Annotated in this window: 7 protein-coding genes and 1 tRNA gene; 5 read left to right on the top strand and 3 right to left on the bottom strand. The window is 41.8% G+C overall.

The features are described from left to right. Positions 1–36: 36 nt before the first annotated feature. Both HY58_RS05605 and HY58_RS05600 read right to left on the bottom strand, forming a co-directional pair. Positions 37–8733 carry a GH36-type glycosyl hydrolase domain-containing protein gene (locus tag HY58_RS05605; RefSeq protein WP_039129070.1) on the bottom strand — a complete coding sequence of 2899 codons (8697 nt, stop codon included), beginning with the start codon at positions 8731–8733 and terminating at the stop codon, positions 37–39. Between the two features lie 315 nt (positions 8734–9048). Further along, positions 9049–9121 (bottom strand) — tRNA-Lys (locus tag HY58_RS05600). A 201-nt stretch (positions 9122–9322) separates the two neighbouring features. Here HY58_RS05600 and HY58_RS05595 point away from each other — a divergent pair. From HY58_RS05595 to HY58_RS05585, 3 genes are all read left to right on the top strand, one after another. Then, complete coding sequence (locus HY58_RS05595) at positions 9323–10132, top strand: SDR family oxidoreductase (protein WP_039129066.1); 810 nt, start codon at positions 9323–9325, stop codon at positions 10130–10132. A gap of 22 nt (positions 10133–10154) precedes the next feature. Further along, positions 10155–10976 (top strand): S-adenosyl-l-methionine hydroxide adenosyltransferase family protein, encoded by an 822-nt coding sequence (locus tag HY58_RS05590; RefSeq protein WP_039129063.1) that lies wholly within the window; start codon positions 10155–10157, stop codon positions 10974–10976. A gap of 120 nt (positions 10977–11096) precedes the next feature. Next, positions 11097–14150 carry a DUF2723 domain-containing protein gene (locus HY58_RS05585; RefSeq protein ID WP_072037582.1) on the top strand — a complete coding sequence of 1018 codons (3054 nt, stop codon included), beginning with the start codon at positions 11097–11099 and terminating at the stop codon, positions 14148–14150. Positions 14151–14332: 182 nt separating this feature from the next. Here HY58_RS05585 and HY58_RS05580 read toward each other — a convergent pair whose 3' ends face one another. Then, positions 14333–15310: a hypothetical protein gene (locus HY58_RS05580; RefSeq protein ID WP_156123585.1), complete on the bottom strand. Its 978-nt coding sequence runs from the start codon at positions 15308–15310 to the stop codon at positions 14333–14335. 512 nt (positions 15311–15822) lie between these two features. Here HY58_RS05580 and HY58_RS05575 point away from each other — a divergent pair. Together HY58_RS05575 and HY58_RS05570 are read left to right on the top strand one after the other, a co-directional pair. Next, a complete protein-coding gene (locus HY58_RS05575) occupies positions 15823–16917 on the top strand; it encodes a VWA domain-containing protein (RefSeq protein WP_039129060.1) in 1095 nt (364 codons plus the stop codon). Positions 16918–16960: 43 nt separating this feature from the next. After that, positions 16961–18496 (top strand): magnesium chelatase, encoded by a 1536-nt coding sequence (locus HY58_RS05570; RefSeq protein WP_039129058.1) that lies wholly within the window; start codon positions 16961–16963, stop codon positions 18494–18496. The last annotated feature ends 1 nt before the right edge of the window (position 18497 follow it).

Here is an 18497-nt window from a genome sequence, read left to right as displayed (position 1 = left end):
TCGTGTTAATATGACACAATATATGAAATATGCAAGCTATTTTTCATACACAAATATTGATGCATGGTGTTCATTACCGTCGTCAACCAGGTTAATAAAATTTCCCATGTTTTCTTTCCCATCTGAAATTGAGGAGGATTCTCCCTCTCCCTCCTTCTGGAAAAGGTTTATATGGTAAACTGAGGTTTTAAATTTGTATTTTATAGAGACATCGGGCCATTCTGCAGGAAAACAAGGATTGAAATAAAGTTTATCTTTTCTTAGTCTCATTCCTAAGAATGATTCAAGGATAAATTGGTAAAGCCATCCTGAGGAACCCGTATACCAGGTCCAGCCACCTCTTCCCCTGTGCATTTCATTGGCATAAACATCCGCTGCCATAACATAGGGTTCGGCTTTATAAACCTGTACTTCTGCCGGGTTGGAAGCATGCCCTATAGGTTGAATCATGTTGAAGAACTCCCATACCTTATTGCGCTGTCCCAGTTTTGCAAAAGCCATTAAAGCCCAGACAGCAGCATGAGAATATTGTCCTCCGTTTTCACGCACTCCAGGTACATATCCTTTTATATAGCCGGGATTCAATCCATCGCCTTCGAAAGGAGGATCCAGTAACTGGATCAGGTTCATTTCCCTTTTAACAAGATACTTTTCAAGGGATGACATTGCTTCTAACTGTCTTTGTTTGTCACCCGCTCCTGACAATACTGACCAGCTTTGGGCAATAGCATCAATACGGCATTCAGTATTTTCTTTGGATCCCAATGGGGTTCCATCATCAAACCATGCACGTTTATACCATTCACCATCCCATGCAGCAAGTTCTATATTGGCTTGTAATTTTACAGCTTCAATTTTACATGTGCTGGCGAAATCCGGATCTCCATGATCAATGGCAACCTGTTCAAACTTCATCAGAATATCATAGAGGAAAAAGGCAAGCCATACGCTCTCTCCGATACCATGGTGGCCAACCTGGTCCATGCCATCATTCCAGTCTCCGGACCCAATAAACGGCAGGCCGTGTTTACCAAATTTCAGGCTATGTTTTATTGCCCTCACACAGTGTTCATAGATTGGTCCATGTTGTATTCCACTAACCGGAAGATCATAGGATGAATCCTCGCCGTAATTAAGTTGCCTGCTTTCAAGATAGCCTGCGTTTTCGGTTAGCAATTCCATGTCACCCGTAGCATCGAGATATTTTGAAACCACATAAGGCAACCATAAGAGGTCATCACTACATCTTGTGCGAACACCTCTCCCTTCCGGTGGATGCCACCAATGTTGAACATCACCTTCCACAAATTGTCGGGATGCGCTAAGGAGTATCTGACGCCTTGCGAGGTCGGGACGAGTGTGAATAATTGACAGTACATCCTGGAGCTGGTCACGGAAGCCAAAAGCTCCACCGGATTGATAAAACCCGCTGCGGGCAAAGATCCGGCATGCGAGGGTTTGATAGGTAAGCCAGCCATTTGCAAGCAAATTCAAAGAAGAATCCGGCGTGTTTACCTGTACCGCATTTACCACATCATTCCAATAATCTTTTGATCGTTGGAAGGCTTCTATAACCGACTCGCGGGAAGAAAACTTTTCAATTAATGCATTAGCAGCATAGGAGTTTTCTTCATTTCCCACAAGAAATACGATTTCCTTTTCCGCTCCATCGAGTAACTCAAATTTTGCCTGCAAAGCTGCACATGTATCCATACCTGCTCCGGTTCTGCCCGATAATTTCTTCTGATGGAGCGCTTGAGGGTCTTGCAGATTCCTGTTACGTCCAATGAACTCAGAACGGTCGGTGGTGAAACCGGGTTTCGCAATATCAACTTTAAAAAACGATACCCTTTCGGCGAAACTTGTATTATACCTATTGCGAAAAAATAAAGCTCCACTGCCGGTATCCTGTTCAGACAGGATATGCATATTGGTTTTTGAACGTAGATCACCCAATATGATTTCAAGATATCCGACTGTTGAAAGTTTACGTACCCTGCCCGATTGATTCTTTATCCTTAATTGGATGAATTTAACAGGTGAAACTGTATCAACAAAAACCATCATCTCGGAGAAAATTCCATTTTCAAGATGTTCATAAATACTGTAGCCAAATCCATGTGTGGTAACATAAGGCATATTTCCTCTTACCGGGAATGGTGCGGGCGACCAGAAATTACCCGTTTCTTCATCGCGGATATAAAACGCTTCTCCCCCCACATCACTAACCGGATCATTGTTCCAGGGTGTGATGCGATATTCATGTGCATTGATAGCCCAGGTGTAGGCGGAGCCTGTTTCTGAAATGACGGTGCCAAAATCGGGGTTAGCTATCACATTTACCCATGGCACCGGTGTTTGCCTGTTTGAATCGGTGATGATTTTATATTCTTTGCCATCGGGAGTAAATCCACCTGTTCCGTTGAATGCAACAAGATTGTTTGGTAATGACATCGTATGCTGCATTTCTACTACTTGTGTTTCCTTTACTTCCAGTAAAGCCGGCAGGCTTCGTTCTTTATAATGCCTGTGAACCTGGCCAGCTAAACTTCCTTTATTGCTATGAATAATGACTCTTGCAACACTTTCGAAAAGTATACGATCTTCCGTAGATAGCTGATCGGCAGCTTTTACAAAAATATTTCCAGGTTTTGTATAACCTGGTGATCCGCCTGATTCAAGGCTTATTAATCCTAATATCTCTTCCTGTAACATCTGCCTGTATGAGCCATGATCATCATTCCAGATCACAAGATCAACTGATAGTCCGGTAAGCCGCCAGTATGCATGCGCCTGTACCATTTGCCTGGCAAGATCAATTCCTTCCTCATCATATATATGAAGTAATACAATAGGGATATCTCCGGAAATAGAGTGGCTCCATAATGCTGATTGTCCACGCAGGTTACTCCTTATAATTGCCGGATCAGTTCTAAGATCTGGGTTGGAATATATTACTGAAGCTGCCAGCCTATCATATAACTGGGCGTCAGCTTCCGTTGCATTAATTTGTCGCAATAATACCTGGCTATGCGTCCATGATAATTCAAATGCCCGGTTCTTGAGGTGTTGGTCACGATATTTATGCATAAGACCTTCACAGGCAATTTTTGTATCACAGATACCATAGATCATATCAATTGTTGCCGACTGATTTGGTTTCAGGCTAAATCGATATCGTATTGAAAGTATGGGGTCAAGCACTGATCCATCGGTGCCGGATAATACATCATGATGCATTGCCTGGGGATCTGCCAGCGTATTACCCCTTCCTATGAATCGCATCCTGTCTGTTTCATAAGAAACCGAATCGGCTGTTACACCATTTACCTGCATTAGGTGGAACATCCATGGTGGTATTTCATTTGCGGAACGGGCTCTTCGGGTACAAAAGACGGCCCTGTTTTCTGGCTTTATTTCTGTTTGAACAAATAGATTACTGAAAGCGGGATGAGCTTCATCAGAAGCCTGTGATGCCATAGTTATTTCAGCATAGCTCGTAACTTCAAGTACTTTCACAGATTGAGATCGATTGGTTAACTTCACCCTTCTCATTTCTGTATCATCTTCCGGCGAAATCACTATTTCCGTTTTTGTATGAATTCCATAATCGCTTCTGCGAAATTCAACATGGCCTTGTGAAAAAACAGCCTCATATCCTTTGCCAACCTGAAGGGTAGGCTGGTGGGTATTTGACCAGAAACGTCCAGTGTAAACATCTTTTATATAACAGAAAATACCGCGGTCGTCTTTGGTAGTGTCTTCCCTCCATCGCGTTACAGCAATATCCTTCCAACGACTATAACCTCCGCCACTATTGGATATCATTACCTGGTAACGACCATTACTTAGTAATTGAACCTCGGGAATAAAGGTATTAGGGGTATTAAGTTTCCTCACCTGAATGTCAGTGGTTGCTGTATGCGTTTCAATAATATCAGCAGTGTGTGCATAAAATAAAGTTGCGCGTGGTATGCGCTCCTGCAGAAGCAACAAAGTGGCCTGAAAACGGAGTTCTGCCACAAAACGCTGCTGCATGGGCCTGTTAAGAAGCACATATGCCATAGCAAGAAATCCCATACCCTGGTGATGGACCATATAAGATTGGACAATGATACTTTCCTTTCCACGAGGAAGTCTGCTAGCTGTATAATCTATAGCTTCATAAAATCCAAACTCTCCCAAAAATCCATCTTTAGAAAGCTGTTGAAGGTTCGCTGTTGCTTTGCCAGGCGATACCATTAAGGCTAACATAGATGCATAAGGAGCTATAACAAGATCTTCTTCCAGACCGCGTTTAAGGCCAAGGCCCGGCACCCCGAATGCCCTATACTGATAATTCAGGTTTGTGTCAACCATATTATAGGCAGATTCAGATATTCCCCACGGAATATCACGTTGATCACCATACTCGATCTGTCTTTTAACAGTAGCCTTGCTTGTTTGATCGAGCAAAGTATTATCATAGGAAGGCATTACCAGTTGTGGCATCAGGTATTCAAACATGGATCCACTCCATGAAAGCAAGATTGGCTCGCCACCGGAATTGGTCAATAGTCTGCCTAAAGAAAACCAACTTTCCTGGGGTAATTTGCCCTGGGCAATTCCAACAAATATTCCCAGTCTTGCTTCTGAGGCTAGCAGATCATAATAACTATTGTCCTTCCTTTGTTCCTCAACGTTATAGCCTATGCGTAAAAGACTGGTCGATTTGTCGAGCAAGAAATCATATTCAACTGTACTTAATTGTTCACAGCGTGTTGAAAGTTCTTCTATAAGAGAAACTCTTTCCTGTGCGAGATGACTTCCTTTTTGTAGAAGGCATCGTATATTCTGCAGCCAGTTATTTTCAGCAGTGGTGAATTCAGAGTTTTCAAGGGACTTCAATTCATTGTCCAACTGGATGGGAGCCTGAATTAAACTGTTCAAACTCGGTACATCTACCAGTGAAAATATAGAAGTAAATTTTTCCGGTATGGGCATTTGCGACATCCAGGGCACCATTGCATAAAGGTCATTGCGTACCAGGTTCACCTGTTCCGAAAACCGGTTCAGCCATTTATAGAATTCATTATTGATATCAGTTTCCTCAAGTATTTGCACATCAATAATTTCAATGATTTTGCCCAGGTTAGTCTTTATGTCAGGAAGTGAATTGGATTGTTCAGCAGATGTATTTAAAAGTTCGAGCAATTTTTTTACTGCACTGGATTGATGTGCAGATGAATGTTCCTTCATCAACATTGCGGTTGTTATAAGACCCAAAAATTCCTGCCTGCGAATTAATTTTTCAGTAGGAAGAGAAATTAATCCCTGACGCAAGGTCAATAAATGACCTGCAAGATTTCCGGAATCTACGGTAGAAACATAACGGGGATTCAGCGGTAACATTGAAATGGTGTCGTACCAATTATAAAAATGCCCCTGGTATCGCTCCAGTTTAGACATCGATTCTAATGTGTTCCGGCATCGTATTAAAAGTTTTCCGGCAGAGATATATCCAAAATCGTAGGCTGCCAGGTTGGCGAGTAAAGCCAAACCCATATTAGTAGGTGAAGTTCTATGAGCAATAACAGAAACGGGATGTTCCTGGTAGTTGTCAGGAGGAAGCCAGTTATCGCGTGAGGTAACAAACTCTTCAAAATAAATCCATGTTTTACGTGCTGCTTTTTGAAGGAATAGAATTTGTTCTTCTGGCAACTCCAGACTATCTTCTTTTACTGGTTGGCTGAGGAACCATGAAATTGCAGGGGCCAGTGTCCATAGAACCAGAAAAGGCAGGGCTATAAAAAGTGCTTCGGAAGGAGATTGGAGGAATAATACCAAACAGGTTAAGGCAAGAAATGGTGCAATGAACATACTTGAATATGACCCCAGCAAATCGTTCTCATTATTCCGGGATGAGGATGCAGAGGGTGTCCATTCCAGAAGTTTTTTGCGGGTTATCAATAATCTCCATAAAGTTCGCAAAACAGCGTCGGTGAACTTAAATGCTTCATATGGCAGTACAGCTGAATTAAAAACAAATCGGATAAGGGCACCATTCACAGATGCACCCACTTCTGTTAGATGAGCCTTAACCGTTAGATCGATTGGTTTATGCATAAGCTGCCAAACTGTATTTACAACCACAGGAAGAAGTATCATGATAGTCACTGCCAGCGTCCAGAACCATGGAAGTGGAAGAACAAACCATCCAATCAGTAAAAGAATCAGCAAAGCTATTGGTACGAGGCTTCTACGGAGGTTGTCAAATATTTTCCATTTTGATAATCCGGATAATTTATTCTTTGTTAATCCTCCTTTCTTTGTTGGAATAAAGGGTAATATCCAGGCTGCAATTTGCCAGTCGCCCCTTATCCACCTGTGATGCCTTTTTACATCATCATGATATCGTGAGGGATTATCTTCATATAATAATACATCGCTTAACAGGCCTGAGCGGGTGTAGCAACCTTCCAGCAAATCGTGACTGAGGATCCTGTTTTCAGGAAAAACCTGGTCAAGCACTTTGTCAAAAACCTCAACATCATAAATGCCTTTCCCAATAAATGATCCTTCTTTGAATAAATCCTGATAAACATCTGATGATACCCGCGTATAGGGATCAATTCCGGAAACACTACCCTGCATCCACAGATATAAGGAAGGGGCCATTGTAGGGATGGAGGATGCCACGCGTGGCTGTAGGATACCATGCCCTTCAATAACACGATTCTTAACCGGATCCAAAATTGGATGGTTAAGGGGATGGGCCATAGTTGCTATGAATTTCCATACAGATTCGCGTGGAAGTTGGGTATCAGAATCTAGTGTGATAACATATTTCACATTTGTCAACACATGGTAGTCTCCCATAATGGTTGAAAATTCATTCTGGCTTCTTCCCCTGATCAACCCGTTCAATGCTGATAGTTTACCTCTTTTTCTTTCATAACCCATCCAGATCTTTTCCCTGGCATTCCAGGTTCTTGGGCGATGAAATAGAAAGAATGTATCATATTGTGTTTTATTGTATTTCTGGTTGAGATCATTGATCAGCATGCTGGCATATTCTACCAGTTCGGCATCACCGGGCTTTGTGGCTTCTTTAGCATCCGGGAAATCCGTTAGTAAACCATAGTGAAGATGCTCCATCCTGTTTGCAAGGAACCGCACTTCTAATGCTTCCACCATCTCTTCAATATATGCTTTACCCGAAAGCATAGTTGGAACAACTACAAGGGTGCGGTATTCAGGAGGAATACCTTTTGAAAAATCCATCCTGGGCAACATTTCCGGCTTAATCCAGATGGTTGAGATCCAATTAACAAGGGATACCGACAATTGTGATGCACCTACCAATGATACCAAACCAAGAATCAATAGTATCCATTTATTCTTATAACCATTGTCCCATGCCATATAAACCATTGCTGCAGAAATAACAATGCTGATCAAAGCAATGGAATTGAGGTAAATAAATACCGGCATCCGGGCAGCGCTATTGAGAAGTTTTTCTTTGATTGAGTAGCGCATGCCCGCAGCCTGCTCCGTCAATTTCCGACCTTTATCAACCAGGTAATAACCTACATGCTGTTTCCGGATAGAACTTACTCCAACGCCATGATTGAGCGCTGCCAGTTCAAGAGCTTTCTGGGCTACAGCTGTTTCAGATAGATCACTCCCTTTTGATATGGATTCAACAACATGCCTATACCTGTCGCGCGTAGCGAAATCCATCATCGAATAAGTACTGGTTTGGTCTTCACGCAATACATTTTCAACACTGCTTAATGCTTCAACAAATTCGCGCCAATCTGTTGATCCCAGAAATCTAAGTGTACCTATACTGTTTCTCACAGATACCTGGTCTGCGGCCTGTTTCTGGTTTTCCTGCCTAACCAGGTCATTGCTCGTCATGTCAAGAGCCGTCAATTGTTGCTCCATCCACGATAATGGCAATGCCAGGGAAGGGCCCTTTCCTTGAAGTTTTCGTGTAAAGCCTGCAACAAAGGGACTATCAAGCACCGGCTTTGATCTTGCCATATCTGCAATCACAAGAATGAGGCTACCCGGATCTTCCTGTACGGCCGCGATCATTTTATCAGCCCAATATTCCGCGAGGTTATGGTCAACCATGTCAAGCGCTATCTTTCCTGAAACCCTTCGCAGGTTTTCGATTACTGCAAGGCGAAGCATAATTGGGATAGCCCATAATTCACCAAGTGTCAGAACCGTGACTTGCTGGTAGGAAGAAATGAAACTACTAAGGCTTTTAAAATCTACACGTCCATCACTGTGCGAGATAATTTCCAGAACGATATCATATACACGGGGCATACCTGCAGATGCACCTGTCGAAAGATTGGGGAGGCCCTCACTATATCCTTTGGGTAAATGTTTTCGCGCTATTACAACCTGCTCTTCTATGAGGTAGAAGTTGTCAAGCAACCATTCTGCTCCGGGCGTAATTGATTTTCCAGAACGTATGCCTTCAACCAGCAGGTTTCGGACGGCAAGTAATGTCTTTTCATTATCATCGAGCCGCCTTAGAAGTTTATCAGAGGATTTTCGTTTCTGGAGTTTATGGGTACCGGCAACAACCTTTGCATGCCGGTCCATCTGGAATGAATTATAAAGATCCGACCGATATGGTTCATCAGTTCCAATATGACGGATCGCATGATCGCCCTGGAAATATATACGCAAACTGGAAAGGATATCAAATACTGTACTTGTGTTGACCTTCATATTACACTGGTGGTTCTAAGTCTTCAATGTTTATAGGGTAGCTGTATCAAGCAGGCTTAAAACAGGAAATACTGGGAATTACTTTCTACTTAGGGATTGATGTTGCCGTTATTAGTCAGATTCTTAACAGCGATGTGTTTAGGTGAATTTACTGAAAAAATCTTATGATTAGCGGCCCTGAGTTTAGAATAAATGCAGTAATAGAATGAAAGTAGAAGGAGAACTGTTACTTGAAAAAGATAAAATCCCATATAGCTTTGAATGCTAAATAGGAGCATAAAAAAAGCCTCCTTTTTGAGGAGACTTTAAAGCTTGTGATCCGGCTGGGACTCGAACCCAGGGCCCATACATTAAAAGTGTATTGCTCTACCAACTGAGCTACCAGATCAACTATTGTAAGAACTTTTGACTTGTTGTCTTTTGTTTTGGGAGTGCAAAAATAGGGATAAAACATTTCTGCCCAAATTTTTCGGGAAACTTTTTAAAAAAATATATGAATATCGTTTGTTGACTTCTGAAAAGTTTTCATCACCCTTTATACAAAGTACTCATTTTTAGGGTAGGTTTGTGTTTAATTTCTTATCCAGATATGTCATCTTTTTTTACCAATAAAGTAGTGGCTGTAACCGGTGGCAGCGAAGGAATCGGAAAGGCGCTGGTGGATGCATTGATCCTTAGGGGTGCCAGGGTGGCCACCTGTGGACGTAACTACGACAAGCTTTACAACCTTCAGATGGAATATACAAATGTTATGCTCCATACCGTTGTGGCTGATGTTAGTAAAGAGACTGATTGCAGAAAATTTATCGAATCTACCATTGAAACCCTGGGAGAAATTGATATACTTATCAATAATGCCGGTATTTCCATGCGTGCGCTTTTCGAAGAAGCTGAAATGGAAGTATTTCGTCAGGTGATGGAGGTGAACTTCTTCGGAAGTGTATACTGTACAAAATTCGCATTGCCTTCACTTATCAGGCAAAAAGGAATGGTAGTAGGAATTTCATCAATTGCCGGTTATCGGGGTTTACCAGGAAGAAGCGCATATTCTGCTTCTAAATTTGCATTGCAGGGATGGCTTGAAGCATTACGCACAGAAATGATCGATAAAAATGTCCATGTTATGTGGGTGTCACCAGGTTTTACCGCCAGCAATATCCGGAAAGTGGCTCTTAATGCGCAGGCAGAGGCTCAGGGAAAATCTCCAATGGACGAATCCAGTATGATGTCTGCTGCTGAATGCGCGCAGAATATCCTTGAATCAATGGAAAAAAGGAAACGTAGTCTTGTCCTAACGTTTACGGGCAAACGTGCCGTGTTCATGAACCGCTTTTTCCCTTCATGGGCGGATAAACTTACACATCAGTTTTTTTTCAAGGATGGCAAACTGGTGAAGTAGTACATTTACCGCGGAAGCATTCATGGCAATTATCACCCTAACATCAGATATTGGTCTGCAGGATTATCTAACAGGCGCTGTTAAAGGACAGTTGCTTCAAATAGATCCTGCTTTCAATATTGTGGATATCACCCACCAGATAAGTCCCTTTAATTTCCCCCAGGCGGCCTATATCTGTCGCAATGCCATTTATAATTTCCCCGACCTTACTTTCCATATTGTAATGGTGAACCTGTTTGAGCGGCGTCCTGAACAGTTACTATTGGCTTTTCACCGCAACCAATATATTTTATGTGCAGACAACGGGCTGCTTTCAATGATACTGGAAGAATCACCGGAAATTGTAATTGGGTTACCATTAGATAAACTTGAATATAGAAATACCCTCTATTGTACCAGGGTATTTGGAAAAGCCATCTATGATATCAATAACGGCAAGCGCTTAACTGAAATAGGTGAAGCCGATACCAGTTTTAATGAAAAAAACCCGCTTAAGCCCCTATTAAGTGATTCATGGATTGAGGGGCAGATCATATATATCGATAATTTTGAAAATGTAGTAGTAAACATTACCCGGGAGCAATTCGAAGCCCAGCGTAAAGGAAGAAGCTTTAATATAGTTTTCAAAAGAGATGAGGTCATAGAAAAGATATGTGAAACCTATGCCGACGTTCCGGAGGGTGAAAAACTGGCCATGTTTAATGCGGCAGGATACCTCGAGATTGCTATTAATAAAGGAAATGCGGCCGGACTTTTCGGCTTGCAAGGCTATCTGGAACATGCACAGAATGCATATCTTCAGAACAGATTGTTTTACCAGACCGTGAAGATCTTCTTTGGATAAATCATTAATTTTCACATTTATTTAGTTAACCCTAAAAAAGTAAGCCATTACCTTAGGCGTTAGGCCTTTGCGATGCGCAGAGTCTTATATTTGCCTCGCTTTACAAATAACCAACCACTTATGAAGTTTAACAAAGTGAACACTGTAGCCGGCTGGCTAATCTGTGCAATTGCCTGCTCCGTTTACCTGCTTACAATGGAAGCCACCGCCAGTCTCTGGGATACTGGTGAATTTATTTCAAGTGTATATAAGTTACAGGTACCACACCCCCCAGGTGCGCCTCTCTTTGTTCTTCTTGGGCGTCTTTTTGTTGTGATATTCGGAGGAAGCAACCCGGCACTCGCAGTAAATATAATGAGTGCATTGAGTAGTGGATTTACCATCCTTTTTCTATTCTGGACGATTACCCATTTTGCTAAAAAACTGGTAGCTCCAGGTGGGGTTGAGCCAACAGGCAATCAGATTTTTGCTATTATGAGTGCAGCTGCTGTTGGTGCGCTGGCCTATACTTTCAGTGACTCTTTCTGGTTCAGTGCAGTAGAAGGTGAGGTTTATGCGCTCTCGTCCCTGTTCACAGCACTGGTTTTTTGGGCAATACTCAAATGGGAGCACCATGCCGATGAACCTGGCGCTGATAAATGGATAGTATTCATCTTTTTCATGATGGGATTGTCCATCGGCGTTCACCTGCTGAACCTCCTGACAATTCCGGCGATAGTAATGGTTTATTACTTCAAACGATATGAAGCCACACCCTGGGGAACATTCTGGGCCTTCATAATGGGATGCCTTATCACAGGATTTGTTCAGGTTGTTGTAATACAGTGGTCGGTTAAACTGGCAGGATGGTTTGATGTGCGGTTTGTAAATAATTTCGGAATGCCATTCTTCTCAGGCTTTATTTTCTTTTTTGTGTTGCTTGGGGTTCTATTATGGTATGGACTTCGTGTTGCAAAAAAGAACCACTGGAACTTCCTTCGCCTCGGCATCTGGTGCGTGATTTTCATGTTGATGGGCTATTCAAGCTATATCACCACCATGATCAGGTCTAATGCCAATCCAGCGGTAGATATGTACAATGTAGATAACCCCAATTCTTTGGTGGGATACCTGGGAAGGGATCAATATGGTGATTTCCCTCTGTTATACGGCCAGGTGTTTACAGCCTCCCCTATTGATTATGAGCAAACTGGTATGAAGTATTCCAGGGGTACAGATCGATATGAAGAGGTAGGTTATGATATCAAGCCAGTTTATTCCGGGGAAGATAAAATGTTGTTTCCAAGAGTTTGGGATGCAAGTAATGACCAGGGACATGCAAACTTCTATCGTGATTGGCTGGGCCTTGCTGATGGTGAAAGACCTGGCATGGGCGATAATATAAAATTCTTTTTTGGCTACCAGCTTAACTGGATGTACTGGCGATATTTCATGTGGAACTTTGCAGGGAAGCAAAATGATATTCAGGGTTTTGGTCCGGGCAATGCCAGAGATGGTAATTGGATAAGTGGAATTTCCTTTCTGGATGATCTGCGCCTGGGAAATCAGGATGCCTTGCCAGACAGTATCAAGAATAATAAAGCAAATAATAAACTCTTCCTCCTACCCTTCCTTCTTGGAATATTAGGTGCTATATACCAGTATTTCGCCAATCGTCGTGATTTTATAGTGGCGGCACTCCTGTTCTTCTTCACCGGTTTAGCCATTGTTCTATACCTAAACCAGGCGGGCAACCAGCCGCGTGAGCGAGATTACGCATACGTAGGATCTTTCTATGCTTTTGCTATCTGGATAGGACTCGGTGTTCTTCAGGTAAGGGAATGGCTGATGCGTAAAACAAGTGAATCGGTTTCAAATATGGTTGCCGCAGCAGTATGTATGCTTGCAGTACCTGTAGTTATGGGTGTTCAGGAATGGGATGACCATGACAGAAGTAAAAAGACCCTTGCGCGTGACCTTGCAAAGGATTACCTCGAAAGCTGCCCGCCTAATGCTATCCTGATAACCTTTGGCGATAATGATACCTATCCACTCTGGTATGCACAGGAAGTGGAAGGAATTCGTCCAGACATACGGGTTATCAATAATAGCCTTCTTGGGATAGACTGGTACATTAACCAGTTAAGGTATAAAATCAACGAGAGCGATCCTATTGATGTGATCTGGTCTGCAGATCAGATACAAGGCCGAAAGCGCGATTATATAGTTTACAATCCAAGACCAGATGTTAACCAGGAAAAATATTATGACCTGTATGATGTAATGAAGAATGTTGTAGGTAGTGAAGATCCGGCTTTTAAGGTTGCCCTTACTGGAGGCGAAAGTATTAACTACCTTCCTGCACGCCGGTTTATTCTGCCTGTGGATGAACAACTGGTAAGAAGCAACGGAACTGTAAATAAAGATGATAGTGTTATCTCACAGGTTCCTGTAGTGATACCAGAAAATAAGAATACGCTTCTTAAGAATGACCTGGCTATCCTTAATATAATTGCAGCCAATAAATGGAAAAGACCCATTTGTTTTACTGCTCCGTATACTGCATCCGAACTGGGTTTTGAAAACTTTGTTCGTAAGGATGGTCTTACTTATCGCCTGGTGCCTGTTTCTAAAAATACTGGCATTAATACTGAATGGATGGTTGATAAGCTGATCAACAAATTCTCATTTGGCAGTGCAGATAAAAAAGGCGTTTATTTCGACGAACAGAACAGGCTCCACTTGAATACCATCCGTGCAGCCTATGCAGATGGTGCGGGTGCCCTTGCCGACCTTAACCGGAAGGATGAGGCGAAAAAACTGCTTGACATTGCTGATAAGGGAATTTTAGAAGAGAACAACCCATATGCGATGGTTTCCAAGAACAACCAGCATAATTACTTCACCTTTAAGTTCCTCGAGGCATCTTATAAAGCCGGGCATACCGCAATGGCTGATAAGGTATCCAAGGCGTTGCATAAAGATTTCGAGCAGCAGCTTAGCTATTATAGCCAGCTTCCGGAAAGAAAACAGGAAGCGATGAGGAGCGAGATCGCCGGAACGCAACAATTGATGCAAATGCTGGATATGCTCGAGAAGAATTACAAAGGGGGAAGTACAGTACAACCCTCCCTTGAAGGAGGTGGATTAATAGGCCCTGCTGATTCAATGTTACCAACCGATAGTCCGCGATAAGGAAGACTTTAAATCCTACATGTTACAAAGAGGCCGTCTCATTTAGTATTTTGAGACGGCCTCTTTTTGCCGCTTTCCCAATCCCAACCTAAGGGAGAACCATACTTCTGGTCCCTATCTGGTCCCTATCTGGTCCCTATTTTAAGGGTATGTCAGGATCTCAAAATTCAGAAGAAATTATATCAAAGGTTACACCTTAATGTACCCATTTTGGGCCCAATATTTTTTACCTGGTATTTCATTTTTTCTTCAACTGCCTTTTCCTTATCGTTGCTGTAGCGAACGTCAATAGCCTTTATATCATCTTCCATCTTTTTATATTCGTTCACTTTGTTTTCCCAACAATTTATTTTTGCTATCGCTTTGCTGTAATTATCAGGGTTTTTGCTCCATTTGCCACTTTCAACATCTGATTTTAAAATGCAAAGATTATACTCTGTTTGTAGCCTATCCATTTTAATAGACGCGGTTGGATCATAACGGCTTGCTACTTTTAAAACATCTGCTTTATTTGAATAGGCAATTTTGTCATTACTCTGCATTTCCAGTAATTCTTTCTGCTTCTCGTTTGATTCGTTTTTGTAAACATTTAGTGCATACTTTTTTGCGGCACAGGGAAAATTGGTATTCAGCATCTTTTGTTCATCTCTTACAAGATTTTGGTTTAGCTCATTAGTTCTATCCTCAGTTTCTTGAAGCATCTCCACGACCTTGGTTTCTTCATAAATCTGAAAAACTGAAGGATCAAAACAGGCCATGAGATTTTCCAAATCTTCGACCTCAGAAACCTGTAGCTGTGTGTTTCCATGTTCAAAACTCATGACGAAATAATTCCCCTTATCCGTTTTAAGGTAGCCCAGGCCATAGGCTCCCAGATAAGAGTATGCTTTCACATCACCCGGATAATCCTTGCCATAGAGGTAGAGAATATCCTTCATATCAGCTGACCTGTATTCGAAAGCTTTGTATTTCCCATTACAGAATTCACAGGTTTGCTGTTTTTTATAGAGCATTTTCTCCCCTATCACAGATTGCAGTGGATCTTTGTGAGTGTTTCCAGTGCTAACATAATGGTGTAATGTGGAAGGATCGGATTGTTTCATTTTTTCTTCCCTGTTAAAATATATGTATTCATTACCCTTCATTCCAAACAATATCATCAGAAATTTTTTTCTGCTTATATCCAACGAGCAATTATCGATTATTTCGTTTTGTAAGGGTTTGGCAGCAGTGATCCCCCTCTTTGTATCAACCATGAAACAGCCCAGTACTCTCCTGGCGCCTGACAGCCCTTTAATTGAGAATCTTTTATCAAAGCAAATCTTTTCATTAGGTTCAAAATTCTTTGCCAATGTGGCATTTTTCATAACATCACTTTCATATATTTTTTTTCAATCTGAGCATTTGCGCTTAGTGCCAGAATGAAAAGATGGATAAACATCAGGTATGCACGGAAGGAAGATTTTCTTGCTATCATAATAAAGCGGATAAGTTGTCTTCAAATTAAAGTCTGAAAGAATTTGCGAATATTAAAATATGTCAATATGAGCTACATTTAGGGGGGTATTTTCCCGGTGGCGCTCTTTCAGAGAACCATCTCTTCCGTTTATGTGTTTAAGTGTCTGACACATGTTCGGAAGATGTTCGAACATGTGTCAGACACCTAATTAATATGAAAGGGTTCCAATTCACCGGTTTTCGTCCCGAGAAGGGAAAATCTACGTTTGAGCAATTGCTGGAGTTATTCATCCAATTGCTGACTTATACAAACGGGGATGTGGGGGAAGCATTGCAATGGTTAAACCAAATAGATCGTGAATATGAACTCACGAGGCCCGATTATGGAATGGGGGATTTTATTGATGACCTTAAATCAAAGGGGTATATTGATGAGGACCCCGGTAATGGATCTATTAAGATCACACCCAAAACAGAACAGGGAATTCGCAAAAGATCGCTTGAAGAATTTTTCGGTAAACTAAAGAAAACGCGCCAGGGTAACCACCAGACCTTTAAACCCGGAGGTGGTGATGAACAAAGTCCGGATACCAGGCCATTTCGTTTTGGTGACCAGATTGAGCAAATCGATTTTACTGAAAGCATACGCAATGCCCAGATCAATCACGGCATTGAATCATTCAATATGCAGGAAGATGACCTCCAGATCAGGGAAACTGATTTTAAAGCTCAAACCTCAACGGTTTTGATGATTGATATCTCCCATTCAATGATACTTTATGGTGAGGATCGCATAACTCCGGCAAAGAAGGTTGCTATGGCACTAAGTGAATTGATCACCACCAAATATCCTAAAGATACCTTGGATATTGTTGTTTTTGGCAATGATGCATGGCCGGTAGAAATTAAAGACCTGCCTTATCTGCAGGTGGGACCATTTCATACTAATACAGTGGCGGGATTAGAACTTGCCATGGACATCCTTCGCAGGCGGAGAAATCCTAATAAGCAGATATTTATGATCACGGATGGTAAACCAACCTGCCTGAAAATTGGAAAGCGGTATTACAAGAACAGCTTCGGATTAGACCGAAAGATTACTACCCGTTGTCTTAACCTGGCAGCTCAATGCAAGAAATTGAAAATTCCAATCACCACATTTATGATCGCATCAGATCCTTATCTGCAGCGATTCGTAAATGAGTTCACTGAAACCAACCAGGGTAAAGCATATTTTGCCTCTCTTGATCATCTTGGAGCTTTTATATTCAAGGATTTTGAAAGTGGCAAAAGGAAGACCTTATACTAAGGGATAAGATACCCCAAACAAAAATTTCAAAGCAATAAAATAAATGAATCATAGTTCAATAACAACACTCGGCGAACTGAAGTCTACAGGATATAAAGCAAGGTCGGTACGAGAAGAAATAAGGCAAAATCTGGTAAAAAACCTTTCTTCAGGTAAGAAAAGTTTTGAAGGTATTATAGGTTATGATGAATCTGTTATTCCAGATACAGAAAGAGCGCTGCTTAGCAAGCATAATATTCTATTCCTTGGGTTGAGGGGGCAGGCGAAAACACGTATGGCCCGTCAAATGACCAATTTACTTGATGAATATGTTCCTGTTGTTGCAGGTAGTGAAATCAATGATGATCCCATGTTGCCTGTTTCTAAATTTGCAAAAGACCAGATCGCGCAGCATGGTGATGAAACACTTATTCATTGGCTTCATCGCTCTGAAAGATATGGTGAGAAACTGGCCACGCCTGATGTAAGTGTAGCAGATCTTATAGGTGATATCGACCCAATTAAAGCAGCAAATCTTAGGCTAAGCTTTGCTGATGAAATGGTTATTCACTATGGTATAATCCCCAGAAGCAACAGAGGTATTTTCGTGATCAATGAATTGCCTGACCTTCAGGCAAGGATCCAGGTTTCATTATTTAATATTCTGGAAGAAGGTGATGTCCAGATCAGAGGCTTCAAGTTACGGATGCCGCTGGATATTGTTTTTGTTTTTACTGCTAACCCTGAAGACTATACGAACAGGGGCTCGATTGTAACGCCTTTAAAGGACAGGATCGAAAGCCAGATACTTACCCATTATCCCAGGAACCTGGAAGATTCTCTAGCTATTACCGAACAGGAGGCTACCATCGCTGAGGAGCAATCAAAAAGAGTATTGATCGGTGATTTAGTAAAAAGATTAATTGAGCAGGTGGCCTTTGAGGCCCGTAATAATGAGTATGTTGACAAGAAAAGTGGCGTATCTGCCCGACTCACTATCAGCGCCTTCGAAAATGCAATAAGTGCTGCTGAGCGCCGTGGAATCATCAATAAGGAAAAGCAAACGCAGGTATGGATAAGTGATCTGGTAGGGATCATACCATCACTTACCGGGAAAATTGAATTGGTGTATGAAGGTGAACAGGAAGGTCCCTACCAGGTGGCGATGAACCTGGTTGACAAGGCTATCCGTTCACAGTTTATTCTATACTTCCCGAATCCGGAAACGTTAAAGAAACGCCGTGGTACAGGAAAAGAATCCATGAAAGGAGAGGAAAATCCCTATAAACCCATCACCAATTGGTTTGATTCGGGTAACCATATAGATATCTTATTCAACCTTTCTGATAAGGAGAAACTGATTCAGTTATATGCAGTTGACGGACTGCATGCGTTGGTTAAGAAATACTTCCCAAAAATCAATGATAAAGAATCTGCTTTATGGATGGAATTTGTTCTCCATGGACTTGCAGCTCATTCCTTAATATCAAAGAAAATTATAGATAACAGGATAGAGTTTAAAGACCTTATGGGATCTATAGTCAATCTGGGTAGCAGTACTTATCGTGATGAAGATTACGATAGTGAAGATTTCTCATAGT

Source organism: Flavihumibacter sp. ZG627 (assembly GCF_000814325.1).
Lineage (GTDB): Bacteria > Bacteroidota > Bacteroidia > Chitinophagales > Chitinophagaceae > Flavihumibacter.
Note: the sequence above shows the minus strand (reverse complement) of the source record. Positions and strands in the feature narration are given on the sequence as shown.